This window comes from Leptospira terpstrae serovar Hualin str. LT 11-33 = ATCC 700639, assembly GCF_000332495.1.
Taxonomy (GTDB): Bacteria; Spirochaetota; Leptospiria; order Leptospirales; family Leptospiraceae; genus Leptospira_A; species Leptospira_A terpstrae.
Window position 1 is genome coordinate 442,648 of sequence record NZ_AOGW02000010.1, and the last position, 26,915, is coordinate 469,562.

The window sequence follows — 26,915 nt, forward strand, 5'->3', positions numbered from 1 at the left end:
GATTCCGATTGTTTGTATTTACAATAAATAACTTCTCATTACATTTACAGACAAAGTTTTAAACACATCTTTATCTTCTTCCACTTTTCCCACTTTCCAATTGATCCCAGAAGGCGAGGCATAGAGACTGCGAGCAGGTTTTCCTTCAGATGGTCCGCAAACACGGATTAAATGGATGGATTTTTCTTTAGCAAGAGATTCAAAGTAGGTAAGATCTTCTTCATAAGAACGTTTTTCATCAGCATAGGATAAATAAAATATAATTTCTATGTCTTCTTTTTTGAATTCTTTCCAAATGGCTTCATTTTCTAAGTCTTCACCGACAAGAAGTCCAAACCGAAGTCCACCCATAATAAAGATAGATTCTGTTTTTCCAGGAACCACACCAGGTTCTTTAGAGGCTGAGGGTGATTTTTTCTCATAAAAATCAACTAAAACCAAAGATTGAACAATGGGAAGAGCCGAAACCAAATGTCCTTCCTCATTTTTTCTATAGTGGCTTCCTCCCAGTATGACACCAGGAAATGTTTCTGAAATTTCTAATAAATGGTCTTGGTATTCTTTTTCGTGTTTGGCGGCGTTTTCTGGTGATTCACTTTGAAAGAAATGTGGGAAACCTTCTGGTAAAATTAAAAAATGTGCCTTACTTTGTTGGATTTTTGAAATTTCCTCAGGGCTAATGCGTTTGTGTAAGTTCTTTTGGTAAATTGCGATTTTGATGACTGCCATTAAAATGGATTCCCCGATGGTAATATGTCATCATCAGAAAGATCATCCAAACTGTCATTTTCTTCATCAGAAGAATCATCTGCCGAACCCTTAGTTTCTGAATCATTATTTGTTTTTGCTGTTGGATTGGGTTGGTCTGTTGTATCTTTATCTAAATCAGCAAACTCTGTATCCGTGGATTCTCCACTGGCATTTCCCAATTCGACACCAAAAGAAGATTTCATTTGTTCTGGTGTGAGTTCCACAAGCCCACCGAATAAATCTCCTGTTTCCAAGCGATCATACAAAGCCATTAAGTAACAATACGCTTCCATTATGCATTGTTTCACTGGTTTTTTATTCAGTCGTTTCCGAGATTCCATCGAATCCAAAGTCAAAACGTCATTCATGTTAGCGACGATTTCCTTTTTACTTTTCATGTCCTTAATGAGAACAAGTAGCGAGTCTCTAGATTTTAAACTAAATTCCTTGATCGCCATTCTGACAGTTCTGGATTGGCCCGTACGTTTTTGTTCGATTCCAGTGAGTTTTTTGGAAGCTTCAATGTAGTTAGCTCCCGGATTGGCTTTGTGTTTTTCTAATTCCCGAATGATATCGCTGTAGATTCGGAATTGATCAATGATGGTCCTTGTTCCTTCATAAATATCCAACATTTTTTGACGATAATCTACCTTCACTCCATTAACCGAGCCAGGTTTAATATCGATTTTCTTTGTAGTCATTACAAAGGAATATTCATCATCAAATTCATAAAAATAAAATAGAGAAAGTAGTGCTTTATCTGAATCAGGTATGTTAGAGTATTCATTTTTAGGATCGAACTTTTTTCGAAGTTTTGGCAGAGAGTACATCTGCATGAGACGCATTCCATACGCCTGTTCTTTGGATAAAGGTATTTCTTCTTCTTTTTTATCCTCTTCCTTAGAATCTTCTCCCTTCTGGTCATCCTTTGTTTCTAGCTGTTTTCCTCCAGGTACGTTTTCACCAGATTTTCTTTGCCCTGGTCTATCTTCTGGCAGAATTCCCAAAAGATTTTCCATATAACGAGAGATTAGTGGAATGTTTTTGTTTTCCGCTCGTAAAATGACTAGATAAAGTCGATCAAAAAATCCTTCAAACAAAGTATCAATTTCTTGAGTTACTTTCCTTTTTTTGTTCGCATAAATTAGCGAAGGTTTCCCTTCTAATTTTTGTAATTCATCATATGCTTGGACAAAAGATTTTTTTAATGTTTCTTGGTAAGGATATAAAATGTACATCCTTTTAAAGAGTGCGTAAATTGGATTTTTTACCCTTTCAATAGCAACTGGGGATTCCGGCGCTACCATAATTGGATCGGTAATGTCTGTCAGTTCAGGTCCATTGTAAAGTTTTTGTCCCATGGCTAATAATTCCACGAGAAGAGGGTTGATTTTATCTAAAGCTTTACTGAGTTGTGGGGAATATTGTTGATTTGCTAAAAGTTCATTCCCACTGTATTGAAGCTCAATTAATGCTTGTTTGGCGCGAATACTAAAATCGTGCATAAACTTCGGAGTGAGGTCACTCGATCCAAAGGGAGTGACACGTGCGAGCCAACATTTGAGTTTGATTCCAAATCTTGCGGAAAAACTACTGATTTCTTTTTCATATTGGGCTTTTGAATCTGCTTGGGATCTTGCACTTCCAGAATCTGATTTATTTTGGTTTCCCCCCCGGCTCCCTGATCGGCTATCTTCACCACCACGAGAAACTGTGCTTTGTCGAACCTTTGGCTCCGGGCGACCCTTCTTTGTGTCGTCTTCTTTTTGCGGTTGTTTTTCTTTTACTATCTCCCCGCCAGCACTGACAAACTTATTGAACATATCCTTTCTTGCAGAATCATCCAGTTTCCCAACGCCAATTGCCCGTTTCGTATTATCAAAATCGCCCATAATTTACTATCGTTCCAAATCCTTAATATGGGAATTCAATTTCTTACAAAAAGCAATTTTTAGTGGATTCCCCCGTTTTTCTGAAAAGATTGGAGTCCAAAAGGTAGATACACCATGGCTGATTACATCCTGTCCGAAGATCTGAAAGAAGCGGTCCAAGTGGCGGAAATTACAAAAAGACCTCTCCTGTTGAAAGGAGAACCGGGGACAGGGAAAACTCTCCTGGCCAGTTTCCTTGCGGAGACAAAGAACCTTCCATTCTACAGATGGCATATTAAATCCACAAGCTTAGCCAAAGAAGGACTGTACTTTTACGACGCTGTTTCCCGTTTGAATGACTCTCGGTTTCCAGAAGAAGAAGCCATGCTTCGGGTGCGCGATGTGAAAAACTACATCCGCCTGGGTGCACTTGGGGAAGCATTTTCCCAATCCAATAAAGCTGTTGTCCTTATTGACGAAATTGACAAAGCAGACATTGAATTCCCAAATGATTTACTTTTAGAATTAGACAAAATGGAATTTTTCATTCCAGAAACCAAAGAACATATCATCGCCAAAGAAAGACCCATTGTCATTATCACCTCGAACAATGAAAAAGAACTTCCTGATGCTTTCCTCAGACGTTGTATCTTTCATTACATTGAATTTCCAAAACGAGAAGCAATGAAAGAAATCATAAAAGCCCATTACCCCTCCATCCAAACAGAGTTTATGGAAAAGGCATTGGCGATGTTTTATTCCATTCGTAAGATAGAAAGTCTAAGAAAAAAACCCTCTACCAGCGAACTATTAGATTGGATTCAGGTACTTCTGGTTTCAGGAGAAACTTTAGAATCTAGTAAAATTCCTTTTGCAGGAACTCTTTTCAAGTCCGAAGACGACTACCGAGTTTATTTGAACTAATATGTTTTTGGATTTTTTTTACAATCTGCGGGGAGAGTCTGTTCCTTGTTCTACGGGCGAACTGATTGCCTTTCTCGCAAGTCTCCAAAAACTCACCGATCCATCTGGTTATATGAATTTGGATCAACTCTACCGGGTGGGTAGGCTTAACTTTGCAAAAGATCTAAAATACTATGATAGTTATGACCTTGCCTTTTCAAAAACCTTTGGAAGTTGGAAGGAACAAAGAATACAATTTAGAGATACACTCTTCGAATGGTTGGAAGAAAACATACCCAAACACTTAAGTGATTCTGAGAAATTAAATGCTCCTAATTTGAGTATGGAAGAAGTCATCGAAGAATTAAAAAAACGTTTAGCAGAACAAAAGGAACGTCATGACGGTGGAAACAAGTGGGTAGGAACTTCGGGTACCTCACCCTTCGGAAATTCTGGATTTAATCCCAACGGTATCTCCATCGGTGGTAACACGGAAGGGGAAGGAAACCGTTCTGGTGTGAGTTTGTGGAACGAAAGAAAATACAAAGCATACAGGGAAGATGAAATTCTAGACACTAGGTCCATCCAACTCGCCTTAAAGGAACTTAGGTTTTTAAAAAAAGAAGGAAGAAGAGAACTCCATGTAGACAAAACCATCGATAGAACCTGTGAAAATGGGGGGGAAATCGAACTAGTTGAAGAAAGGGAACGTAAAAACTCACTAAGGCTTGTACTCATCATGGACATCGGAGGAAGTATGACTCCCCATTCCGATAGGGTGAGCAAACTATTTAGTGCAAGTCGTGGATTGTATCATTTCAAAGAAGTTCATAATTATTTTTTTCATAATATCTTTCATGAGTACCTTTATGCTAACCACGAGTTCCAAACGAGAATTTCTCTTAAACAATTTGAGGAAAAATTTCGCAAAAATACAAAACTCATTTTTGTGGGAGATGCTTATATGGCCCCTTATGAACTGATGGGAACACCTTACAATCCTTATGCGTATCATGGCTCAAGTTCTGAAGAAAAACAACGAAAGGCCAAAAGTGGACTAGAATCTTTAAAGGAACTCGTAGGATATTTTCCAGAATCAGTTTGGCTAAATCCCGAACCCAAACGATTTTGGGGGGCACCGACAATCGAAGCCATCGAAGAGGTTGTTCCTATGTTTCCCCTAACCATTGAAGGATTAAGAAAGGCAGTAAAAAGATTGGTTTAACACTAAGATCCAAACAATTCTCATTTATTTTTAGTGTTTTTTTGCCGTTAATAAACCATATGATCACACAAATTTCTATTCCTAGTTTGGTCATATTTTTTATCAATCTCCTCACACTCGCATTTTATTATTCCTTCTATCGTTTTCATTTTTACCGTTTTACGGAATCGTTTTTACAATATACAGCTCTTGCTTTTTCAATATCCAGTGCCGGGATTGCTATCGGATTACAATCTTTGCTTTTGAATTGGCTTCCGAACGGTGGGCCTTACTGGAATGCTTTTATACTTTCAGCCTTTGTGGAAGAATTTGCAAAGTTAGTTGGCATTTACATGTTTTTTCGAAAAAATCAGGATGAATTTACAGTTACCGACGGGATCTTTTATGGTCTGGTATTAGGTGGAGGATTTGGCTTAGTCGAAAATATTCTATACTTTATCAATACTGGCCTTTGGTCGCAAGTACTTCGTTCCATTACAGCTCTCCCTATACACATGATGAATGGGGGACTTGTGGGTGCTTATCTTATGATGTTCCTATTTCATAAAAATCCAATATTCAAATGGGGCAAATTGGCTTATGGTTTTATTATCTGTGTTGGAATTCACGGTTTTTATAATTTATCCATTTTTCAGGAAATTGATTTACTGATTGTTTTACCAGCGTGCATCCTTTCTCTATTCTTTTTACTAGAACTAACAATTGCTAAGTCGAGGATCCTCTTACCCGGTCATATCCTTAAACTAATGAATATGAGTATGGAAGAGTATGAAATTTTGAGTCGTCACAACCGGCACGAAGGTTGGATTCAAAATATCCAAAAACATATTTCCACATCGGGAATTAAACTTTTACAATATCCAAATCTGCGCCATTTGTTCCTGACAGTTTTCTTTTTAATTCCTGGTATTTTATCTATTTATTTATTATTTGATTCTCCCGAGTGGATTAGCCAGAAATTTCCTGATTTAGCACTCCAAGACTATTTTGCATTGTTTGTGATGTATCCAATTGTTCTTTCTCTTATGTTTTTCTTTGCTGGAATATTAAATCCATATTTCTTTCGAGATCGAATGCTTGCGGTTCCACTCTTCAGTTCTGTTGATTTACATGTAGATAGTATTGAAGAAAATTCTGCTATCTTTCATATCCAAGCCAATATGTTTTATCTTCCGACTTCTCAAATGTTTCCTGACAATACCCAAGTCAAATTTGATCTTTGGATTGGACTCGATTGTTTTGTAGGACTAGCTGGAACCATACTTTGGTGCAGAGAAAATGAAGAAGGCAATTGCGGAGCTATGTGCCAATTGGATACAATTCCATATCCTTTCCTTATCAAGTGGCACTTTTTACGGTTCAAACAAAACTTTAAAAATTTATTTTTACGAAAGGCAATGGTTTAATCCAAAAAGATTAAAACCTAGATTCGAAACTAAATCCATAAAAAAGACTATCATTTGGTTTTTGAAATTGGTTCACAGATCCTAAGGCATAGGAATTTGGTTTCATATCCAAAATAGGTTTCAAATAAACCCCATTTGCGTTTTCCTTTTGGCTTTCCATTTTACCCAAATAAAAACTATCAATCAAACTATAAGTAATGATGGAAGTAAACACCGCAGAATAAATTAAAAAACGCTGCCTATGAAAATCGTAATTTTCTGTACTGAAGGTATTTGCAAATATAAATACTCTTCCATCAGAAGTAGGAATGTATTCAATGTCGTTGTTGATAGCATTTACTGAGGCATTATATTCATATAACATACCTAAGCCGGAAAGCAATGCTCCGCCAAAAATAAATGCAGCTTTTCCGTACCTTTTTTCTGTAATCGGTGTATAACCTGGAATTACTTTTGGAGTTTCTTCTTTTATTACTTTTACAATCACAGATTTGTTTTGAATCTCAAAAGATTCAAATTCCAAAATATCGACCGATTCCAAAGCTTTAGTTTCTGTCTCAATGGTGATTTTACCTCGTTCTAGAGTTTTGAAATTTCCAAAAATCTCTTTTCCAGCAAAGACCCATTTGCCTTTTACCCCAGGATCAATGTACCGTTCCATGGGAAATCCCGATTCAGAATTGACTCGAAGAGACGCTATTTTTTTTAAAGGGATGGTCTCAAGTTCGAGAGGGCTACTTTTTTTAGAAAAACTAGCATTTGTTTTCGTCAGTTTGGTGAGAATTAGATCACAATCTTCTACACCAAAAGTTTTATAATCGGCGCAGGCTGGAAGTCCATCATATCCTACATCGATTCCTAAAACCTCGGAATTTAAAAATTTATATCGTTTTCCTTGGTCCTGCCATTCCACATGGGACGCCGTTACGCTGACCACTTTACCGTTCAGTACTTCCCCTGATTTCAACCGAATCTTGTCCGCAGAAAGGGAAAAGAAAGCAAACACCATTAGCAAGAGAAGTACAATAGCTCTCAGAGAGCGAAGGAAGGATATGTGGATGCCTAAAACCAATGGGAAAATCTCAATTTTGTGATAGATTTCTATCACTTAATTATCGACAATACTAGTAATTGCCGTGAACAAAAGCAAAATCAAAACGACGAATTCCTTACGCTTTAAGATTGGACTCTTTTATTCCCTTCTTGCCTTACTAAATATCATCTTTTTTACGGTGATGATCTTCGAAAATCAATCGGATTTGCTACTTAAGAACTTTCAATTCCAGTCAGAAAACCTTGCCAATACAATTTTAGCCGATATTCAGTCCATTGGGCTCTCTGGGTCGCGAGATGATAGTTTTGAAGTTTTTCGAAAAACGTTAAAACTTTATGAAATCAACAAATTCTCGATCTTTGATCCTGATGGCAAAACCATACTTTCGGAACCAGAATCGGGGCCTGGTGTAAAAGAAATTACAGAGGCTGTTTTAAAAAAGACCAAAGAAGTCTCTTCCGATAAGGAAGGAAATTTATTCAAAGCAAGATACAGTTTGGATTTAAACGAATCAGATTTTACTGTCGATTTTTTGTTACCCATTCGTCTTTCTGATAACCGCGAAGTATTTTTATTCACTCATTTCAATATCTCTTCTATCCAAGACAGATTGAAACAACTCTACATCCAAGTGGGTTATGCAGTTCTTTGGGGAGTTGTTTTTCATATTATTTTCGCAATTTTAGTGTATCGTGCTATATTCAAACGAGTGGGATCCTTGGAAGTGGCATCAAAAGAAATGGCAACGGGCAATTTGCAATCTAGAGTAGATTGGGGATTTAAAAGTAATGATGAGTTGGATAGTTTGGGTAAGTCATTTAATTTAATGGCTGAAGAAATCCAAAACAAGGTAACAACCATTACTCGATTGAATGAAGAGATCAATCAAGAACTACAAATTGGGAAAGAAGTACAAGAATTATTTTTGCCTTCTGTAAAAAAATATAAAAAATTCAATATTGGAAAATTGTACCGTCCTATGCGCGAAGTATCAGGAGATTTATACCAATACTTCCAATTTCCCGAAAAAAATTATTATGGATTCTTTCTGGCAGATGCTTCTGGACATGGTGTATCTGCAGCACTTGTAACAGTAGTTATGGCTATGTCTTTACAGGCGATTATGAAAGAAAACCACTCAGCCATTCAGGCAATCAACCAATTGGGTGAAGTAATTGCAAACAGACTCCAGGCATCGTTTTTTGCAACTGGAGTCTTTGTTGTATTTGAAGAACCCGGAGTTGTTAAATTTGTAAATGCAGGTCACAATGCACCATTTATCATTCGACCTTCCACTAAAGAAATCACTTATGTAGATAGTTCTGGTCCACCACTTGGAATGGGTGATGATATTCAATACAATTTAGAATCATTTCCAGTTCTTCCCGGAGACAAAATCATTCTTTATACAGATGGTGTTGTCGAAACTCCAATCAAAGAAGGGGGACTGTTTGGTTTAGAACGATTCACTGAAGTAGTTTTAGAAAACATCCACTTATCTAATGCAGAGATAGTAGAAAAGGCTATGGCATTACTCGAAGAAAAACATGAGGAATATAAGGACGATGTCACAATGATTGTCCTTGATGTACCGGAATGAAAAAGTTTTTCTTTTTCTCTCTTTTCTTTATTCTATTTTTCTTTTTTGCTTTGGCCTCTCAGTCAATCGTAAGTGTAAAATTACAAGAACTACGATTTGGAATTTTAAGAGACCAACTGATGAATTATGAACTCTCTTCCCAAACATTACGTGAAAGATTGAAACAAATGTTTCTTTCGAAAGATGATTATATGTCGGAAGTAAAAGTAAACATTCTGGAATCAGGAATCATGAACTCTGAAACAGAAGGATTGGATTTAAAAATGAGTTGGCAAGACCGTTTTGGTCTTTATGTCATAAACTCAGTTCGGTTCCTCAATTTTAAACCTGCCTTGGAATTAGAAGAACAACAAAAAACAATCATTCGGTTGCAATTTGCCTTTTATATGGAAAGGACAAGAAAGTATCCAATCGCTTCCAAAAAATACCAAGAATTGGAAGATTCGATCACTTCCTCGCTTTCAGATGAAATGGCATTCACTCTCCTCCACCATGGGTATTGTTTGGTGATGATGGGAGAAAGAGAAAAGGCTTTTCTAAAACTCACTAAAGCAATCGATTTATTTCCAGGAACTCATTATGCTGAGAACGCAAGCCTTCTCATTAGCTTTTTAGAAGACGGTGAAAAAAAGAAGGAAGAATTAAAAAGCAAAAAAAAGTCACCGGAAGAATTGGCTTATTCTTTATTTCAAAGTGGCGATTATGAAGAAACATTAAAAACTTTGGAAAGTTTACCCAATTTAACCAAAGATCAATCTTATATCAAAGCACGTGCCATGGAAGAGTTGGGTAAAACTTCCAATGCAGTAAAAGAATATATTCAACTTGTTAAACAAAAACAAAACAAAGAAGTCGCGATACGTGCCAACAGACGTTTACTTCTCATTGGAAATTTTTATCAAGAAAACAAATCTCTTGTCGCATTCTCCAAAGAAGAAGCAAACAAACTCGGTGATTCCAAAGCCGCAGAAAACATCGAAGAAGGAAAAAGCCTGGTTTTAAAACCAGTCATCATCGAAAAAGTTCTGAAAGCTGAAACTACTTCCAATCTTTCCGAAGAAGATACAAAAGAACTCAACCAAATCAAAGAAAACATTCGCGAATCTCTTGAAGATTCCAAACTAGAAACGACCAAACTTGCTGCCGTAGTCTCAGAAGAAAAAATTCCCCTGGTGATAGAATCGAAAGAAGTCACTTCCCCGGTTCTAGAGAAATCTAATCCCTTGGTTGTGAAAAAAACAATACCGCAAGATCCTTTAAAACTAAAAGTAAAGTTAAGAGATGGAAGGGAAGTGGTCTGTGATGAGGTTAAAATTGAAGGAAATTTAGCAACATTACAATTGGGTTCCTTTGGACTCAACCTCCCGTATGATTTAGTGGTTTCAGTTCAAGTATCAGCCGAACGTGGGACAGCAGTAAAACTTCTGACAAGTTCTGGAGAAAAATCGGAATCGAATCGATGGATCCAAAATAGTTCTGGAGATTGGACTAAGCCGAAATCCAAAGAAGAGCCGGTGGTTAGGGGAGAAGTAAAGTCTTTCCGGCTCTAAGAGAGTGAAGTAAAGAGTAAGTCTTAGGGAAGTTCTGATTCCCCACCAAGAATGGTAAAAAATTTATCCAAACTGGAAAGTTTCAATATCACCATAACGTCTTGGCTAACATTGAGAAGGAAAAACTGTCCTTCTTCTGACTTGAGCTTCTTTTGAAGGTTCGCAAGTAAAGCAATTCCGGAAGAATCCAATAGTTTGATATTCACCATATCAATTGCTACTGACTCAGCCCCGTCATCTATGATTTTATGGAGTTCTTTTTTAAGTGCGGGTGCAGAATAAATATCGAGGGAACCCTCTAGAGTAACAACTGTATGATTTTTAACTTGTTTTGTTGTGAAATTCATTGAACTTCCTACTGGCACGTATACTATCTGTTTACTTGCCAAATTTGTAAAGAATTTTTGTGGAAACATGTTTCCTTTGTCTTCTAGCCATTTTGATTAGAAAAAACCCTAGGTTTGAAGCCTTTTTAAAACCAAAGTGATCGCTTGGTTGAAACCATCGAAACCACCCTTGTCATAATCGTTGAGTCCTTTGTAATCCAAATCACTCATGTCCAAGAGTAATTTCCGAAGTTCATGCTCTAAATATTCTTTTTTGATATAATTAGTTTCAAATGTTTTCGGATGCACTAGACTCTATCAGACGAGATTTACTAGTTTTTTCGAATCATTTTTAGGTTGAGATTTTAGGAAAAATACGAATTCTTAGTGGGAGAGATAGCCGGCTTCGGCAAATACAATGGGCATTCCAATCAGCGTTCTAATACTCGAAAACGATTCTAATAGTGTATTTGATCTTGTGCGAGAGATGAAGGCCAATGGTCTCAGTCCTCTTTACAAAGTGGTCGAAACATTCCAATCATGGGAGGCTACAGTCCACGAAGAGGATTGGGATGCTATTATCTGTAGCACAAGGGAACCTTTTCATTCAGAAATTCCCGTATACTTACAATACCTAAATGACAAAAAGATTGATATTCCAGTCATATTACTGAGTGACCCGGAAGATTTTTCGAAAAACCTAAGTTATATGAAATCTGGGGTAAATGATCTCATTGATCGGAAAAACCTCCTTCGATTAACAGAAGTTTTAGAAAGAGAAAGAAGGGAACTTGTCTATAGAAAAGAAAAAAACACTACAGAAACGTTTTTATACCAATCTTTAAAAGAAATCCAGCTCCAAAAGTTTGCTTTAGACCAAGCAAATATTGTTTCCATCACAGATGCCAACGGAATCATCACCTATGTCAATGAAGCATTTTCTAAAGCAACAGGTTATACTGTTTCTGAACTCATAGGTCAAAATCATAGAATCCTTAAGTCCGCAGACAAAACCAAAGAGGACTGGACAAAAATTTGGGAATCCATTCAGAAAGGAAAAGTATGGCGCGGTGAAATTAGAAATATTAAAAAAGACGGAAGTGATTACTGGGCTGACACAACTATAGTTCCCTTTACAGGACAAGATGGATCTGTATTTCAATACATTGCCATCCACCATGATATCACCGACAGAAAACTAGCAGAACAACAATTAACCCATGATGCTTTCTATGATAATCTCACAGGACTTCCAAACCGTGCTTTATTTCTTGCAAGAATAGAACAAAAAATCTTTGCTTATAACTCAAAAAATACAGGATATCCTATTTTATTTTGTATAAATATCGATAACTTCAAACGGATCAATCATTCCTTAGGTAATGAAGCTGGGGACCAAATATTGGTTATCTTTGCAGAAAGATTAAAACAGTTTTCTGATTCTGATGCCATCATCACAAGACTTGGTGCTGATAATTTTTCTATTTTACTCACTCATCTACTTGCAATTGATGAAGGTGTAAATTATGCATTACGTCTTTTGGAACGATTAGGGGATCCTATTCCTCTAGGTGGATACGAAATTTACTTAACAGCTTCCTGTGGGATTTCAGCCTTTGGACTTGGTGGTAAGGATGCTGACGTACTTTTGCGGAATGCAGAAATTGCTATGTTTCATGCAAAATCACAAAAGGTAGGAACAGTATCTGTATTCAACCAAGCCATGCAGGAAAAAATCCATTTCCAATTGGAAATTCAAAATGATTTAAAAAAAGCATTAAATCATAACGAAATTTTTGTTTATTACCAACCCATATTAGATATCAAAGAAAACAAAATTGGACATTGGGAAGCACTGGTTCGGTGGCGCCATCCGCAACGAGGAATGGTTTCTCCTGCTGAATTCATTCCTCTAGCTGAAGATTCAGGTTTGATTGTGCCAATCACACGGTTTGTTTTGGAACAAGCAGCCAATGTGATTGAGGAAGTACAAATCAAACAAGGTCTTCCCATTTCCATCGCAGTTAATTTAAGTCCTCAAGTTTTCTTTGACCAAAATATCTTTCATTGGATTGTAGACCTTCATAATCGCAGAGGGATTCCCTATACCTCCTTGCAAGTGGAAATTACAGAAAGTTTGGCGATGAAAAACCTCACAGAAACGGTACCGATTCTTTCGAATCTAATTGATATTGGTGTAAAGGTGGCTCTTGATGATTTTGGTACAGGGTTTTCTTCCCTTTCTTACTTAGAAAAATTGCCACTTTCGATTGTAAAAATTGATAAATCATTCTTAAGTAACGTAGAAGAAGGATCCAAAGAAAGTTTTCTATTAATTTCTATCATCAATATGGCACATGATCTTGGTTATTCGGTAGTGGCAGAAGGAGTAGAGGAAGTAGAACAACTGGAACTACTCAAATCTTACGAATGTGATAAAATCCAAGGGTATTGGTTGTCAAAACCAATTGCAAGCGAAGAAGTTATACCATTCATACACCAATTCTATTCAAAACAGGAAAAACAATGATTCGAATTTTTACTTTAGTTTTACTTGTCCCACTTCTCATTCATTGCAGTACTTCACCTACGGGTAGAAGACAAATCTTAATTGTAAAAGATGCAGAAATGAATGAAATGGGAACATTAGCATTTTCAGAAATGAAAACAAAAACCCCAATCGATACTAGCGCAGTTGCAAACTCTTATGTTAACTGTATTGTATCAGCTGAACTAGCTGTAACCTCAGATACTACAGGAGTAGAATCTTGGGAAGTAGTAGTATTTAAAGACAATACTCCCAATGCATTTGCACTTCCTGGTGGAAAAATTGGTGTCCATACTGGAATGTTTCCAATCGCAAAAAACAAAGACCAACTAGCAGCCGTCATTGGCCACGAAATAGGGCATGTAATTGCTCGTCATGGTAATGAACGTGTATCACAAAACCAACTTGCGGGTGGGTCTGTGAAATTATTAGAAAACCTAGGAAAACCCATGGTTGCCGGTGCACTGGGAATGGGTGCTAAATTTGGAATTTTACTACCATTTTCAAGAGAACATGAATCGGAAGCTGATTTGATTGGTTTAGAACTAATGGCGAAGTCAGGATTTGATCCGAGACAAAGTGTTGAACTTTGGAAAAATATGAGCGCACTTGGTGGTAATAAACCCAATGAGTTATTATCAACTCACCCTTCGGATGCCACTAGAATGAAACATTTAAATGCTGCGATGCCAAATGCTTTGGCTTTATGGGAGAAAGCAAAGGCAGAAGGAAAACGTCCCAACTGCCAATTGTAAGGTGGTCATTCGCAGAGAAGTTTTCTTCCTGCGATTTTACAATTCCTGGCCTTACCTTCATCGGTAAGGACTCCTATCCCTTCCTGACCATCGGAAGTAAAATCTCCTGAAACCGATTTTCCATCTTTGAAACTATAAGTTCCTTTTCCGTTGATTTGTCCGTTTTGAAATTCACCGACATATTTATCCCCGTTTTTAAAGTTATATTCGCCAGGTCCTTGTTTTTTATCTTCTAAATAAGTGCCGCTAAACTTCTCGCCATCAGAATAAACAAAACTTCCACTCCCTTCTCGAAGGTCATTTTTAAATGATCCTGTATACACATCGCCATTATCATATACATACTTGCCAATTCCATTGACACAGTTTCCTTCAATACATCCGAATTTTTTTCCGCCTTTTTCAGGGTCGTCTAAACTAACATTTCGTGAATTGGATTTTGAATCTTGGTTCGATGGGTCAGAAGCATCTTTTGTATCTTGCGAAGCGCAAGCAAGCAACATAGGCAAAAGTAAAACTCCACAAACCAAACTGCGAAAAGATAATTTCATACATCCCCCAAATCTGAACCCATCGTAGAGGATGATTTTTCAGAAATCAATTCAAAAAGTATTTTTGGATGTCCTGGAATCGGTCAGTTTCTGACTTAGAATCCACACTCTCCTTAGGACTTTCGATTTTTTTTGGTTTCACTTCTTCAACTAAATCACCTAAATTGGGCAAATCCACCAAGAAACGACTGATGGTTGTTAATCGATTTTTTTCAGAAAAAACAGGAGAGGTTAAATACAACCCCTGTTTTGCACGAGTGATTGCCACATAAAACAATCGCCTTTCTTCTTCCAAATCTTGGGTTGTTTTGATTCTAGAACTAGGCAAACTTCCTTCTACTACTTGCATAGTAAACACATACTTCCACTCCAAACCTTTTGCAGAATGAATGGTAGAAAGAGTTAAAAATTCATCTTCTTTGTTTACCGAACTGCTCTCTAATTTCTCTGTGGGATCAAGAGTTAAATTGGCTAAATAATCAGAAAGATTAGGAGAGGATTTAGTGAGAATTTTTAAAGAATCAAAATCCAGTTTTCTTTTTTCAAAATCATCATATTCCTGTTCTAAAATTGGTAAGTAGTGGGTGAGAACCGATTCCACAATTGACATACTGTTTGTTAAATGAGAAGATTGTGATTGAAAAATACTCATCAATTGTTGAAACGATAATTTTGCACCCTCGGGAATTCCCAAAAAAAATGTAGGTGACTCTTTGATTTCTATCCATTGAAAATTATGATTTTCTAAATTTCTATACAAAACCTGGGCATATTTTTTCCCGATGTTTTTTTCTAATAATAATATTCGATTCCATGAAAGTAAATCTTTAGGATTGTCAATGATGCGAAGGTAGGCAAGAAAATCTTTAACGTGCGCTAAATCCAAAAATCGTTTTCCACCGTACTTACGAAATGGAATTTGTTTAGCACTGAGTTTTACTTCCAATAAATTGGATATATAACCTGCACGAAAGAGAACAGCGATTTCTGACAATGGCGTGTTTTCTTCATATAATTCCAAGATTTTGTCAGAAATCCACTCGGCTTCCTCTTCTGATGATTCAAACTTTGTATGCTGCGGTTTATGAGAAGAAACTTGATTATGAGCGGTTAAATTCTTTTTATAATTTTCTTTGCTCTGGTCTAAAACAGCATTTGCTAAATCTAATACTGATTGGGTGCTTCGGTAATTCTCTGTTAGATGGATTATTTTCGTACTAGGAAATATTTTGGGAAAATCCAACATGTTATTCACATTGGCTCCGCGAAATCCATAAATACACTGAGCATCATCACCAACGACTAGTATATTTTGGTGTTTACTGGCGAGTAAACAAGCGATATGTGCCTGGATGCGGTTAGTATCTTGGTATTCATCTACCAAAATATATTTGTATTGTAATGCAATCCTTTCTCGAATTGATTCTTCTTCCATTAAAATCTTTCGTGTAAAATCTAATAAATCATCAAAATCGAGGGAATTATGTTTTAGTTTGAGTTCCGCAAACTTAGATTTCACTTCTTGAATTTCTTTGGTGAGGCCAAGAAAAATAGGATAATCCTTTTGCAGAACCTTTTCCAATGAAATCTGTAAGTTAAAACAGGAAGAAAAAATTTCTGACAAAGTTTCTTTTTTAGGAAATCTAACTTTGGATTGTTGGGAAACTACTTGGTCGCGAGCCATTCCCACAAGGCTTGTGGCATCGTCTTCATCCAAAATAGTAAAATTTGCATTGAGGGAAACAGCTAATGAATACTTACGAAGGAAGTGGTGGCAAAATGAATGAAATGTACCACCATGTACAGACATCATTCGTGAATCAAGTTTGGTGGTTGCACGATTTAACATCTCTTTGGCTGCTCTTCTGGTAAAGGTTAAAAGCAGAAGAGAACTTGGATCCAATCCATTCTGGACTAAAGAAGCCAATTTATTGACAAGAGTGTTCGTTTTCCCTGTACCGGCTCCTGCAACCACTAGGATGGGTCCTGGAGGGGATAAAATGACTGAATTTTGGGCCTCGTTTAAATCCTCATTCACAATACAGAGATTTGTTGTATGGATTCTGTTGACAAACTCTAATTATTGTATTTGATAGATGAAACCGGCTTTAAAGAATATGACAGCAGTTGTGGGAACAGATAAAGAAACAGACGTTAAGAGAATCCTCGTTGTAGAGGACGAAAGGATCATTGCTATCAATATTTGTTCCACTTTGAAACAATACGGGTACAATGCTACTTACGTTTCCGATGCAAATGATGCCATTGAACATATTGAAAACGAACATTTTGATTTAGTGTTAATGGATATTATGCTGAACGGTCCAATGGACGGGATTGAAATTGCAACGATCATAAAAAAAACCAAAGAAATTCCAGTGATCTATCTGACTGCATATTCTGATGAAGCAACCATCAACCGAGCAAAAGCTACAGAACCTTTTGGTTACTTAATCAAACCATTTAACAGTCGTGATTTGTACATTTCAGTTGAAATGGCGATTTATAAGTCACAAGTTCAAAAACACATTCGCAATGTAGAAAGTAGGCTTGCTGAAAATCAAAAATGGGAAACCATCGCTCTCGTTGCCTCGGGTATTTCACACGAAGTCAATAACCCGCTCACTTCGATTTTAAATTTGGCTGACCTTATAACATTAGAAGCCAAAAAAACAAGCAATCCTTCTTTGGGAGAAAAGGCTGCAAAAATCGCCGAAGAATCAGAAAGAATTGCGAAAATCATTAAAAACCTTGTCTCCTATTCTCAGTCCACATCTTCTCAATGGAACTATTCCAATTTGGGAAGCATCATAAATGATACTCGTTCCTTTCTTCACCAATATTTTTTAAAAGAAGGAATCCAATGTGAAGTTGAACTGGGGGATGTTCCTCTTGTTTATTGCCAACCACAAAAGATAAAACAAGTACTTCTTAATCTTATGCAGGATGCTAGAGTTCGAGTCAATACAAGAGAAGATACAATTGGTAGAAAAATGACGGTTGCATTGAAACAAGTAGAAGAAGGTGGATCCAGTCATATCCTCATTCAAATTAAAGACAATGGAGCAGAAGACCTGGTGAAGGGAATCTCACAAATGAACTCTCTTGAAGTGACTAAAACGATCATCACCGAACATAAAGGAAAAATGTACCGGGATGAAAATTCATCCTCTTGGTTTTTTACCTTACCTATCATTAAGCCCTTATAACAGTCGTTTAACGTTTTCCGGAGACTAAAGGTTTTGCCATTCGAGGTCTTTCTTCTAACAACTTCATAAACAGTTCGATACGACTGGAATGTAACATCCAATTGTCTTCCAAAAATAAACCACTCAAGAAGAAATTAAAGTCCTTATAATATAAAAACGAGGTTTGAGGGTTTTTTGTGAAATCAAGCAGGATGGCTAAAGCTAAGCGATTGGCACTTTCATCCGGGCCAAAACCTTCCATGGGAATTTGGATGGATGGCTCTGGAACCATAAAACAATGTTCCGTACTTCCTTCTCTGACTTTGAGATTGTACCGTAAAGTACCAGGAATACGCTCTCCAGAGTAGGTTTTTGCCATTCAAAACTCCCGGATGCCCAAGGATTGAGCCATTTGATTATGTCCATTACACGAATAGTTTCGCAACCTCTTTTTCCGATAAAATACGGGATTCGAGTCCGAAATTCTGCCTGGTTTTCCATTGATTTTTTCGACCGGTGTAAAACTCTCGTTCTATACTTTCAAAGCCCGCTGTGCAAAAATCCATTCGTTTTCTCATATTATTTTATGGTTTTCTCTTCGGAATGGAAATTCTGGCGCAGGATATCAACGGGTTAAAACTCCTATTTCCGGACCAAGCGGGAGCAACTAAAAATGCTCAAGATGAAGAAAGAAAACTAACCACAGCCCAAGTCCAACGAGGTCTCGTCCGAAAGTCAGTAGACTCCATGACTGATAGAGAAGTGGAAGACAACCTTCGTAATTTAGGACTAAGTCCAGCAGGAACCATCTATTCGAAAAGAGAAAGACTCAGAGAAGCTCTCGTTCCCGAAGAAGAACAGACGTTAACTCCTGAGTCCTTACTGAGTTCGCAATCCAAAAAAGGACCCCCCATCCAAATCCAAAATGCTGCCGAAGGTCAACTTTTGAATATTGATAAAACAAAAGGTGGAGTTCTTGTTCTTCGTGGAAAAGTTCGACTCAAAATACGGTCTGGAGAATTAGTCGCTGATTCTGTTTCCATAGATGCCAATCGCCAAGAAATTTATGCAGAAGGTGGAGTGGAATACAAAGATGGAAATGCAAAAGTAAATGGCGACCGGATGATCTATGATTTAAAGATCAATCAAGGTGTTGTTTATAATTCCAAACTCAGTATGTTTCCCTCGCACTTTATTGGCCAAAAACTCAAACGTTTAGATGAAAAACGTTATCTTTTGGAAATGGGATACTTTACCGCTTGTAATGCGGAACTACCTCACGAATCGTTTCAAGCTCGAAAAATATTTATACACGATGATAGGTCGGTAGTTGCTTATAGCGTTTCCTATAAAGTAGGTGGGACTTCCTTGTTTTGGATTCCTGTTCTATATAATTCCGAATCAGGAAACGGAGTCACAACACAATTCGGTAAAAACAATACCCAAGGTTGGTTTTGGCAAAACTCTTATCAATGGTCCGATTCTTATCCAAATAGTATCTTCCTTGCCAATGGATATAAATTCAGATTTGATGCTTATGAAAAAACGGGTCAAGCCGCCCAATTAGAGATGTGGAAAGTTTCTCCATTTTTGAATTACAATATCAATCTGGGTTATGCAAATTATAAAAACAATGCCATTACTCCTGTTTATGAAGATCGGTTTCGAAATTTAGGGGTTGGAAACGTAGCTGTAACGAATAATGTTGATCGCGGAGAGTTGTTTCCAAACACTGGGTTACCTTATCGCAATACAGGTGTTAATTACGATCCATGGTGGAAAACTGATCTCCGTTTAAATGCAAAATTTAATGATTTTTCTCGTGACTACACAAGAAACGTACAAATTCAATACGAAAATTATAGTAACCGACAATTTGATTATGAATTTGGGAACAGATACCAACCATCAAATTCATTACAATCTTTATATACATATAGAGATGTTCGGTTTGGTCTAATTCGTAACTTACTTAACTGGAACTTAAATTATACAGAGAACCGCGGTGATCTCAGCGTTGGGATTTCGATGAGTCGAACCCTTGTTTACCAAATCCAAGCAAACCAATACTTTGCAGCTCAAGATACTTTACCCGCCGTAACGATAAGGAATTCAAGTAACATAGGAACGATTCCTGGAACAACAAGTCCCATTTACTGGGACTTACTTTTCCAAACAAATATCAACCGTATCTATGGTGTTCCTCAACAAAGAACAAACCCAACAACTGGAGTTGTGGATCCAAGAAGTCAGTATCAAGATTTTGTTTTAAGATCACAAACCAATGTCATAGGAGAAACGGGAATACGTTCACCCATTGCAATGGGTGCTTATATGTCTTTTACTCCATCTGTTTATATGGGCGCAACAAAACAAACAGTAGAATTTCCTGGATCAGGGAATGACTTAAACAGTCCAGATCGAGATGTAAACAAAGCATACGCTACACTTTTGAAACAACAATCCTATCAGTATGTAAGACAATCTCATACAGTCAGATTGGGAATTCCTGAATTATTTTTATCCTCAACCTATCGACGTTTGGATGCGGACAAAGCGGAAGCAAAAGATCCAATTCTAGGAAATTTAAGACAACATGAAGCAGAGTTTGCATTAGAAAGTTATGCACTGAACGATTGGGATATTTCTGTTAGAACCGTCCGAGACCTACGACAATTTTCCTCAGCTTACAATCCTGGCCTTACCAATATGCAAAGATGGTATTATACAGTAGTGAGAGTAGGTGGTTTCTTTGACTTTGTGGATGGATTTACAACTCGGAGACCAAGTTTACTCGAAAGAAAACGTAATTTTTATTCAGGTGTTTTTATTAACAATGATTATGTACATCATACACCTCAAAATCGATCATTATCAAATAACTTAACAGTCTCCTATAAAATGGGTGGGTTCTCATGGCCCATCATCCGAGCTTTTCGAAGTTTGGAAGTTGGATCAACTTGGTATCATGTATATAAAGATAGTTACCTAGATAGTTACAGATTTTTCTTTAAAACAGATGTGAAAGTTACAAGATATTCTGGTGTAGAATTAGAACTTGATTCACGTGTCACTGAACCTTGGCGGCTCACAGCACTCGCCCAAGGTCAATTTTATGCAATGAATACAAGCCCCGAATTGTATACTTCCCAAACAGGAACCAATTATGACCAAACTACCATATGGGAAGACTTGGCTGCGGGAACTGGCGCACAAGGCCAAACAGAAAGACAGAAAACCGTTTTCAACATCAATCGGTTTATGATGACTTTAAAACTCGATTTACACAATTGGGAATACCGTTTAGGATATAGTATGAATTTACGAGCACTTCCTGGAGGATTGACTATGAACAACCAATTGACTTTTTATGACCAATCCGTCTATTTCTCTGTAAACTTAACCAATTTCAGTTTTGGAGATTCTGCATCTGCGCAAGCAACAAGAGTGCGATTGTATAGATTTCGAAAACGTCCCCTTGACGGAACCTCAACAGACTTAACGGACTAAACTTGAGTTAAAAATGTTAAAAGAAAGAAGCCAATCCTTCAAACTCCTATTCCTCGTAACAGATTTCTTTATAGCTCTAACGAGTTTTATATTTGCTTACGTCATCCGTTATTATCTTTTACCTGATTCCGCTTTTCAAATCCAAACCATTGATCCAGTAAATTATTTGATTTTGGGTGTTGTGCTCGGTTTTTCACAAGTCTTATCATTCCTTTCCATCGACTTGTACCATCCAAGAAGAGGATTGTCTTTTTCTGATGAATTATTTGCCATCATAACGGGAGTAATCCTCAATTTACTTGTGGTTCTTTCTCTTTTATTTTTCTTTCGAGGAGAAAGTTTTTCCCGATTGGTAATTGGCTATTTTGCTATTTGTACGGTTATCCTCACTTCGTTTTCCCATTTTATCTTACGTTCCTTTATGCAGTACTTACGTAGCAAAGGGTTTAATTTAAAGTCAGTTCTCATCATTGGAACAGGAAAATCAGCGATTAACTTTTCCGAAACCATCAAAAAACATTCTATCTATGGTTATATGGTTCAGGGATTTGTTGCAGGAAAAAAGAATCTTTCTACTAAAAAAATACAAACTGTCACGACGACACAAAAGTTAGAATCTTATGTGGAAAACAACAATATTGATTTAATTGTATATGCCTTGTCTCATGAAGAAGGTGATTCACTTAAAGAAGTCATTGATATTGCAGATTTTCATGGGATTGATTTAAAAGTTATTCCCAGTTATGAAGAAATTGTCACCGCAAAAGGAAGAGTTGAAGTTCTAGATGGAATTCCTATTATTTCGATTCGCAATATTCCTCTAAGACTCGGTTATAATTTAGTTTTAAAGCGAACTTTTGATATTTTGTTTTCCTTGTTTTTTATTTTGTTATTTAGTCCATTTTACTTACTCATTGCATTTCTGATTAAATTAACAAGTAAAGGTCCAATATTTTACAAACAAGAAAGAGTAGGATTAGACAATAAAGTTTTTGGAATGATCAAATTTCGATCTATGGTAGTCCAAGCAAAGGAAAAGTCTGATACATTATGGACAGTGAAAGATGACCCGCGAGTGACTGCAGTAGGTGCAGTTCTTCGAAAGTTATCTTTAGATGAAACTCCCCAATTTTTTAATGTATTGCTCGGTGATATGTCAGTTGTCGGGCCAAGACCAGAACGTCCCTTTTATGTAGAGAAATTTAGAAACGAACACCAACAATATATGAGACGCCATGCGGCAAAAGCAGGGATTACTGGTTGGGCACAAGTGCAAGGGTTTCGTGGTGACACTTCGATCGAAAAACGAATCGAGGCAGATATCTTTTATATTGAGAATTGGTCAGTCCTCCTCGATATCAAAATCATTTTACTCACTCCCTTGAAAGCAATTATAGATAGGAATGCATACTGAGGAAACATTATGGATGAAAAAGAATTAAAGAACATTGCCAACTTGGCAAAATTGAACATTGAGGATTCGGAAGTATCGTCTATGTTAAATGACTTTTCTCGGATTGTACAATATGTTGACGAAATCAAAAACCTAGACACAACCAGTGTAGGTGATGATGAAATTTATGAACAGATATTTTATGAACTGAGAAAGGACTTGGCTGAAAACGGCTTAAAGAGAGATGATTTAGCAAAAATTGCTCCCTCCTACGAAAATGGATACGTTGTAGTACCTAAGGTAATTGAAACATGAAAGATTTAATTTTTCTCACCTATTCCGAAATCAAAACCAAATTAAATGATGGGTCTTTAAAATCAACAGACTTAGTTTCTGCCTATATCAATCGAATTGAAGGAACCGATTCCAAAGTAAAAGCTTTTCTTGAATTGAACAAGGATCGAATTTTAAAACAAGCAGAGGAAAGTGACGGAAGAAGAAAGTCAGGAAAATTACTTTCTGAATTTGATGGAATTCCTATTGGAATCAAAGACAATATTTGTATTACAGGTGAGATCACATCCTGTTCTTCGAAAATTCTAGAAAACTTTCGTTCTCCTTATGACGCCACTGTCATCCAAAGACTAAAAGACAAAGGATTTGTTTTTTTCCCTCGTTTGAATATGGATGAGTTTGCAATGGGTTCCTCTACAGAAAATAGCGCCTACCAAACCACAAGAAATCCTTTTGATACAAACAGAATTCCAGGTGGGTCTAGCGGTGGTTCGGCGGCAGCAGTTGCCGCCTCCATGTTACCTGTTTCTCTTGGTTCCGACACAGGTGGTTCCATCCGCCAACCGGCAGCACTCTGTGGAATTTGGGGATTAAAACCAACCTACGGACGAGTCTCTCGTTACGGACTTGTAGCTTATGCTTCCAGTCTTGATCAAATTGGTCCATTTTCCAATGACTTACAAGGGATCTCCGACCTTTTAGAGATTATCTCTGGGCTCGATCATAAAGACCAAACTACTGCGAAAGTAAATCCATTTGAAGCCAATTCTATATCTTCCATCGATTGGAAAGGCAAACGAATTGGAGTCATGAAAGCAGAGGAATTTAATTTTTCACCCGATGTAAACAAACGTTATGCGGATATATTAAATGAATTAAAATCCAAAGGAGCAACACTAGTTCCACTCGATTTTTCATTGTTAAAGTATGCGATTCCCGTTTACTATTTGATTGCCACTGCAGAATGTTCTTCTAACTTAAGCCGCTTTGACGGAATCCGTTACGGACTACGAAAAGAAGGGGCTGGAAAATTGGAAGATTTGTATTCTGAATCTAGAACCGCAGGGTTTGGACCTGAAGTCAAACGTCGAATTCTATTGGGAACATTTTCCCTTAGTTCTGGTTATTATGATGCTTATTATGGCAAAGCACAAAAAGCAAGAGTTCTCATCCGAAAACAATATGCAGAATTTTTTAAATCGGTAGATATCATTTTCCAACCAACATCTCCTACAACAGCATTCAAAGTTGGTGAAAAAACAAAAGATCCAATTCAGATGTACCAAGCAGATATTTTGACAACATCTGTAAACTTAAGCGGAGTTCCTGCCATCAGTTGTCCGGCAGGACTTGATTCTTCTGGTCTTCCGATTGGTCTACAAATCACATCATCTCATTTTGATGAAACAAAACTACTAAGTTATGCAAAATCAGTTTCAGAATTAGAAATCTGCAAATTGGCACTTCCCACTGAGATCACCTAACATGGATGAACTAACCAAAAGAGTGATCCCTTGTTTAGATATCAAAGGGGGAAGGGTAGTCAAAGGAGTACAGTTTGTAAACTTAATTGATGCCGGTGATCCCGTATCTTGTGCGGTTGCCTATGAAGAAAACAAAGCAGATGAACTCTGCTTTTTAGATATCACAGCTTCTTCTGATAAACGAGATATCCTTTTGCATTTAGTAGAACAAGTGGCCAATCGACTCTTCATTCCTTTCACAGTGGGTGGAGGAATTCGCACCATTGAGGACGTAAAGGCAGTATTAAATAAAGGAGCTGATAAAGTTTCAATCAATACCAGTGCTTTCCAAAATCCCAAACTACTCAAAGATTCTAGTGAAATTTACGGTTCCCAGTGCATCGTTTGCGCAATCGATGTCAAATTTCATCCAGAACGAAAACGATACGAAGTTTACTTAAATGGTGGACGATTAGAAACAGGAAGAGAGGCACTTGATTGGGGAAGGGAAGCTTTTGAAATGGGAGCAGGTGAAATCCTTCTCACTTCAATGGACAAAGATGGAACCAAAGATGGATTTGATATAACACTAATGAAATCTTTCACGTCCAATCTTTCCATTCCTATCATTGCTTCTGGTGGTGCAGGTAATCCTGAACATATGGCTGAAGTGATTCTACGCGGTGGTGCTGATGCAGTTCTTGCTGCCTCAATTTTTCACTTTGGAGAATTTTCTATTCAAGAAACTAAACAAACAATGAAAGAGATGGGAATCAAAGTGAGACTATGATTGCTTTTCATTTTCTAGATTTTTTATTTTTTATTTTTCCATTTATTGTCATTATCCTCATCCTACATCGCTTTCGTTCCAAACAAAAATCCACAAAAGAATACTTCCAAGCAGAAGGTAGTTTGTCTTGGTTTGTGGCAGGAACCGCTATGGTGGCAACCACGTTCGCTGCGGATACTCCTCTTGCTGTAACAGAGATCATCCGAGGACAAGGAATAGCTGGGAATTGGATTTGGTGGTATATGTCTGTCGGTGGATTTGTTACCGTATTTTTCTTTTCAAAACTTTGGAAAAGATCTGGTGCCACGACCGATTTGGAGTTAATCCAACTACGTTATAGTGGCAAGGAAGCAAATTTTTTAAGAGGATTTAAAGCCGTTGTCATTGGCTTTTTACTGAACCTAGTCATCCTTGGTTGGGTCAATCTAGCAATGTTAAAAATCATTCCTGTTTTTTTTCCACTATGGACCTCATCTCATATTCTCATTTATTTACTGTTATTTGGTGTTTTCTATACATCCATTGCTGGTCTTAAAGGTATATCCTATATTGATGTTTTCCAATTCTTTTTAGCTTGGATGGGTTGTATTCTGTTTGCCTATTTTGCAATCAACTTACCAGCAATTGGTGGTCTCGAAGGTCTCAAATCCAAACTAGATGGCAGTAAAATTTTATTTTTTCCCAATGGAACTTCTGGTACCCTTCCTTGGGATCATTTTATAATTCTTCTAACTGTCCTTTGGTGGTCCAGTTGGTATCCTGGTTCCGAACCTGGGGGAGGTGGATACATTGCCCAACGCATTCTTGCGACCAAAAACGAAGATGCTGCGCTGAAAGGCTCCCTATGGTTTGTCATTGCCCATTATTTTGTTCGTCCATGGCCATGGATTCTTGTGGCACTGGTATCTCTTTTCCTTTATCCAAACCTTTCGGAAGTAGAAAGTGGAAAGGGCTTTCTTATGGTACTACAAGAAGGAATGCCGAACGGAATGTTGGGGCTTATGCTTAGTGCTTTCCTTGCTGCTTACCTTTCTACATTAGCTACACATTTAAACTGGGGAGCCTCTTATTTAGTCAATGACCTTTGGAAACCTATGATTGAAAAGGGAAGGACCGATTCTTACTATTTAAAAGTATCTTATGGAATTCAAATTCTAACAGCTATTAGCTCTTACTTTCTAGCAGTCTATGGGATGGAGACCATCAAAGGGGCATGGGTATTTTTACTTGAGGCATCTTCTGGTATAGGTTTTATCTTAATTGCTCGATGGTTTTTTTGGCGGATCTCGGCTTGGACAGAAATTTTAGCATTGATCCTATCTCCAATTTTGTATTTACTATTTTCGGTTTACCTGAAGGTAGAATTCCCTTATTCCATTCTATACACATCAATCACTGCAAGTGTATTATTGATTTTATCTACATATATAGTACCGATTACGGATCGAAAAGTTTTAATCCAGTTCTATGAGACTACCAAGCCGCCTTTTTTCTTTTGGAAGGGTCTTTTTCAAGAGGAGCCAAACCGAACCCAAACTATTTACCATAATCGATTAGGTATTTCTTTACTAGGAACTCTATCCGGTCTTTGTTTTGTATTTGGTGGTTTGTATACAGTCCAATGTATTCTTTGGAAGGAAGGGTTTTTATTTATAGGAATTCCCGTTTTTCTATTAGGGCTCGTTGGATTGTATTTATCGATCAAGTCCTTACAAGAACGATCCAACCATTAAACCAA

General features: G+C 37.2%; 22 protein-coding genes. 14 read left to right on the top strand and 8 right to left on the bottom strand.

Going from position 1 to position 26,915, the window contains the following annotated elements; genetic code table 11:
- Positions 1 to 18: 18 nt before the first annotated feature.
- Positions 19 to 729, bottom strand: a complete 711-nt coding sequence (locus LEP1GSC203_RS10510) for a carbon-nitrogen hydrolase family protein (protein WP_002974086.1) — start codon at positions 727 to 729, stop codon at positions 19 to 21.
- On the bottom strand, positions 729 to 2,642 hold the full coding sequence (locus tag LEP1GSC203_RS10515; RefSeq protein ID WP_039937740.1) for a hypothetical protein: 1,914 nt from the start codon (positions 2,640 to 2,642) through the stop codon (positions 729 to 731). Before LEP1GSC203_RS10515 ends, LEP1GSC203_RS10510 begins: the two co-directional genes overlap by 1 nt.
- A 114-nt stretch (positions 2,643 to 2,756) precedes the next feature.
- On the opposite strand from LEP1GSC203_RS10515, the gene LEP1GSC203_RS10520 reads away from it, so the two are divergent.
- From LEP1GSC203_RS10520 to LEP1GSC203_RS10530, 3 genes are read left to right on the top strand one after another with little or no spacing between them, the layout of a single operon-like run.
- Positions 2,757 to 3,545, top strand: a complete 789-nt coding sequence (locus LEP1GSC203_RS10520) for an AAA family ATPase (RefSeq protein WP_002973707.1) — start codon at positions 2,757 to 2,759, stop codon at positions 3,543 to 3,545.
- 1 nt (position 3,546) lies between these two features.
- Positions 3,547 to 4,749 (top strand): VWA domain-containing protein, encoded by a 1,203-nt coding sequence (locus LEP1GSC203_RS10525; protein WP_002973873.1) that lies wholly within the window; start codon positions 3,547 to 3,549, stop codon positions 4,747 to 4,749.
- 59 nt (positions 4,750 to 4,808) lie between these two features.
- Positions 4,809 to 6,155: a PrsW family glutamic-type intramembrane protease gene (locus LEP1GSC203_RS10530; RefSeq protein WP_002973958.1), complete on the top strand. Its 1,347-nt coding sequence runs from the start codon at positions 4,809 to 4,811 to the stop codon at positions 6,153 to 6,155.
- A gap of 10 nt (positions 6,156 to 6,165) precedes the next feature.
- Here LEP1GSC203_RS10530 and LEP1GSC203_RS10535 read toward each other — a convergent pair whose 3' ends face one another.
- Positions 6,166 to 7,263, bottom strand: coding sequence for an LB_137 family protein (locus LEP1GSC203_RS10535; protein WP_232225867.1), 1,098 nt, complete (start codon positions 7,261 to 7,263; stop codon positions 6,166 to 6,168).
- A 28-nt stretch (positions 7,264 to 7,291) separates the two neighbouring features.
- On the opposite strand from LEP1GSC203_RS10535, the gene LEP1GSC203_RS10540 reads away from it, so the two are divergent.
- Positions 7,292 to 8,809: a PP2C family protein-serine/threonine phosphatase gene (locus LEP1GSC203_RS10540; protein WP_002973849.1), complete on the top strand. Its 1,518-nt coding sequence runs from the start codon at positions 7,292 to 7,294 to the stop codon at positions 8,807 to 8,809.
- The gene (locus LEP1GSC203_RS10545; RefSeq protein WP_002974418.1) at positions 8,806 to 10,359 is read left to right on the top strand and encodes a tetratricopeptide repeat protein; all 1,554 of its coding nucleotides are present in this window, start codon (positions 8,806 to 8,808) and stop codon (positions 10,357 to 10,359) included. The genes LEP1GSC203_RS10540 and LEP1GSC203_RS10545 overlap by 4 nt, the downstream gene beginning before the upstream one ends.
- Positions 10,360 to 10,382: 23 nt before the next feature.
- Here the strand turns inward: LEP1GSC203_RS10545 and LEP1GSC203_RS10550 are convergent, their stop codons facing one another.
- Positions 10,383 to 10,706, bottom strand: a complete 324-nt coding sequence (locus LEP1GSC203_RS10550) for an STAS domain-containing protein (protein ID WP_002974097.1) — start codon at positions 10,704 to 10,706, stop codon at positions 10,383 to 10,385.
- A gap of 108 nt (positions 10,707 to 10,814) precedes the next feature.
- Positions 10,815 to 10,994 carry a hypothetical protein gene (locus tag LEP1GSC203_RS10555; protein WP_002973679.1) on the bottom strand — a complete coding sequence of 60 codons (180 nt, stop codon included), beginning with the start codon at positions 10,992 to 10,994 and terminating at the stop codon, positions 10,815 to 10,817.
- Positions 10,995 to 11,103: 109 nt separating this feature from the next.
- Here LEP1GSC203_RS10555 and LEP1GSC203_RS10560 point away from each other — a divergent pair, with 109 nt between their 5' ends.
- Both LEP1GSC203_RS10560 and LEP1GSC203_RS10565 read left to right on the top strand, forming a co-directional pair.
- On the top strand, positions 11,104 to 13,215 hold the full coding sequence (locus LEP1GSC203_RS10560) for an EAL domain-containing protein (protein ID WP_002974540.1): 2,112 nt from the start codon (positions 11,104 to 11,106) through the stop codon (positions 13,213 to 13,215).
- Positions 13,212 to 13,988, top strand: coding sequence for a M48 family metallopeptidase (locus LEP1GSC203_RS10565; RefSeq protein WP_002973967.1), 777 nt, complete (start codon positions 13,212 to 13,214; stop codon positions 13,986 to 13,988). Before LEP1GSC203_RS10560 ends, LEP1GSC203_RS10565 begins: the two co-directional genes overlap by 4 nt.
- A 5-nt stretch (positions 13,989 to 13,993) precedes the next feature.
- Here the strand turns inward: LEP1GSC203_RS10565 and LEP1GSC203_RS10570 are convergent, their stop codons facing one another.
- Both LEP1GSC203_RS10570 and LEP1GSC203_RS10575 read right to left on the bottom strand, forming a co-directional pair.
- Positions 13,994 to 14,539, bottom strand: coding sequence for an MORN repeat-containing protein (locus LEP1GSC203_RS10570; protein ID WP_002974027.1), 546 nt, complete (start codon positions 14,537 to 14,539; stop codon positions 13,994 to 13,996).
- A gap of 46 nt (positions 14,540 to 14,585) precedes the next feature.
- Positions 14,586 to 16,577, bottom strand: a complete 1,992-nt coding sequence (locus tag LEP1GSC203_RS10575; protein ID WP_002974532.1) for an ATP-dependent helicase — start codon at positions 16,575 to 16,577, stop codon at positions 14,586 to 14,588.
- 79 nt (positions 16,578 to 16,656) lie between these two features.
- Between LEP1GSC203_RS10575 and LEP1GSC203_RS10580 the strand changes: the two genes are divergently transcribed.
- Complete coding sequence (locus LEP1GSC203_RS10580) at positions 16,657 to 17,748, top strand: response regulator (protein ID WP_039937745.1); 1,092 nt, start codon at positions 16,657 to 16,659, stop codon at positions 17,746 to 17,748.
- A gap of 7 nt (positions 17,749 to 17,755) precedes the next feature.
- Here LEP1GSC203_RS10580 and LEP1GSC203_RS10585 read toward each other — a convergent pair whose 3' ends face one another.
- A complete protein-coding gene (locus tag LEP1GSC203_RS10585; protein WP_002973970.1) occupies positions 17,756 to 18,106 on the bottom strand; it encodes a hypothetical protein in 351 nt (116 codons plus the stop codon).
- Between the two features lie 224 nt (positions 18,107 to 18,330).
- Here LEP1GSC203_RS10585 and LEP1GSC203_RS10590 point away from each other — a divergent pair, with 224 nt between their 5' ends.
- Genes LEP1GSC203_RS10590 through LEP1GSC203_RS10615 form a run of 6 tightly spaced genes read left to right on the top strand, consistent with a single transcriptional unit; the run spans position 18,331 to position 26,910 of the window.
- Positions 18,331 to 21,237, top strand: a complete 2,907-nt coding sequence (locus LEP1GSC203_RS10590; protein ID WP_002973791.1) for an LPS-assembly protein LptD — start codon at positions 18,331 to 18,333, stop codon at positions 21,235 to 21,237.
- A gap of 13 nt (positions 21,238 to 21,250) precedes the next feature.
- Complete coding sequence (locus LEP1GSC203_RS10595; RefSeq protein ID WP_002973568.1) at positions 21,251 to 22,651, top strand: undecaprenyl-phosphate glucose phosphotransferase; 1,401 nt, start codon at positions 21,251 to 21,253, stop codon at positions 22,649 to 22,651.
- A 9-nt stretch (positions 22,652 to 22,660) separates the two neighbouring features.
- Complete coding sequence (gatC, locus tag LEP1GSC203_RS10600) at positions 22,661 to 22,945, top strand: Asp-tRNA(Asn)/Glu-tRNA(Gln) amidotransferase subunit GatC (RefSeq protein ID WP_002974391.1); 285 nt, start codon at positions 22,661 to 22,663, stop codon at positions 22,943 to 22,945.
- Positions 22,942 to 24,408, top strand: a complete 1,467-nt coding sequence (gene gatA, locus LEP1GSC203_RS10605; RefSeq protein WP_002973800.1) for an Asp-tRNA(Asn)/Glu-tRNA(Gln) amidotransferase subunit GatA — start codon at positions 22,942 to 22,944, stop codon at positions 24,406 to 24,408. Before gatC ends, gatA begins: the two co-directional genes overlap by 4 nt.
- Before the next feature lies 1 nt (position 24,409).
- Positions 24,410 to 25,177, top strand: coding sequence for an imidazole glycerol phosphate synthase subunit HisF (gene hisF / locus LEP1GSC203_RS10610; protein WP_002974178.1), 768 nt, complete (start codon positions 24,410 to 24,412; stop codon positions 25,175 to 25,177).
- The gene (locus LEP1GSC203_RS10615) at positions 25,174 to 26,910 is read left to right on the top strand and encodes a sodium:solute symporter family protein (protein WP_002974173.1); all 1,737 of its coding nucleotides are present in this window, start codon (positions 25,174 to 25,176) and stop codon (positions 26,908 to 26,910) included. Before hisF ends, LEP1GSC203_RS10615 begins: the two co-directional genes overlap by 4 nt.
- The last annotated feature ends 5 nt before the right edge of the window (positions 26,911 to 26,915 follow it).

Coding starts and splice junctions, on each gene's coding strand:
- LEP1GSC203_RS10510 (WP_002974086.1), bottom strand. CDS start 729: ATGGCAGTCATCAAAATCGCAATTTACCAAAAGAACTTACACAAACGC.
- LEP1GSC203_RS10515 (WP_039937740.1), bottom strand. CDS start 2,642: ATGGGCGATTTTGATAATACGAAACGGGCAATTGGCGTTGGGAAACTG.
- LEP1GSC203_RS10520 (WP_002973707.1), top strand. CDS start 2,757: ATGGCTGATTACATCCTGTCCGAAGATCTGAAAGAAGCGGTCCAAGTG.
- LEP1GSC203_RS10525 (WP_002973873.1), top strand. CDS start 3,547: ATGTTTTTGGATTTTTTTTACAATCTGCGGGGAGAGTCTGTTCCTTGT.
- LEP1GSC203_RS10530 (WP_002973958.1), top strand. CDS start 4,809: ATGATCACACAAATTTCTATTCCTAGTTTGGTCATATTTTTTATCAAT.
- LEP1GSC203_RS10545 (WP_002974418.1), top strand. CDS start 8,806: ATGAAAAAGTTTTTCTTTTTCTCTCTTTTCTTTATTCTATTTTTCTTT.
- LEP1GSC203_RS10550 (WP_002974097.1), bottom strand. CDS start 10,706: ATGAATTTCACAACAAAACAAGTTAAAAATCATACAGTTGTTACTCTA.
- LEP1GSC203_RS10560 (WP_002974540.1), top strand. CDS start 11,104: ATGGGCATTCCAATCAGCGTTCTAATACTCGAAAACGATTCTAATAGT.
- LEP1GSC203_RS10565 (WP_002973967.1), top strand. CDS start 13,212: ATGATTCGAATTTTTACTTTAGTTTTACTTGTCCCACTTCTCATTCAT.
- LEP1GSC203_RS10570 (WP_002974027.1), bottom strand. CDS start 14,539: ATGAAATTATCTTTTCGCAGTTTGGTTTGTGGAGTTTTACTTTTGCCT.
- LEP1GSC203_RS10580 (WP_039937745.1), top strand. CDS start 16,657: ATGACAGCAGTTGTGGGAACAGATAAAGAAACAGACGTTAAGAGAATC.
- LEP1GSC203_RS10585 (WP_002973970.1), bottom strand. CDS start 18,106: ATGGCAAAAACCTACTCTGGAGAGCGTATTCCTGGTACTTTACGGTAC.
- LEP1GSC203_RS10590 (WP_002973791.1), top strand. CDS start 18,331: ATGGAAATTCTGGCGCAGGATATCAACGGGTTAAAACTCCTATTTCCG.
- LEP1GSC203_RS10595 (WP_002973568.1), top strand. CDS start 21,251: ATGTTAAAAGAAAGAAGCCAATCCTTCAAACTCCTATTCCTCGTAACA.
- gatC (WP_002974391.1), top strand. CDS start 22,661: ATGGATGAAAAAGAATTAAAGAACATTGCCAACTTGGCAAAATTGAAC.
- gatA (WP_002973800.1), top strand. CDS start 22,942: ATGAAAGATTTAATTTTTCTCACCTATTCCGAAATCAAAACCAAATTA.
- hisF (WP_002974178.1), top strand. CDS start 24,410: ATGGATGAACTAACCAAAAGAGTGATCCCTTGTTTAGATATCAAAGGG.
- LEP1GSC203_RS10615 (WP_002974173.1), top strand. CDS start 25,174: ATGATTGCTTTTCATTTTCTAGATTTTTTATTTTTTATTTTTCCATTT.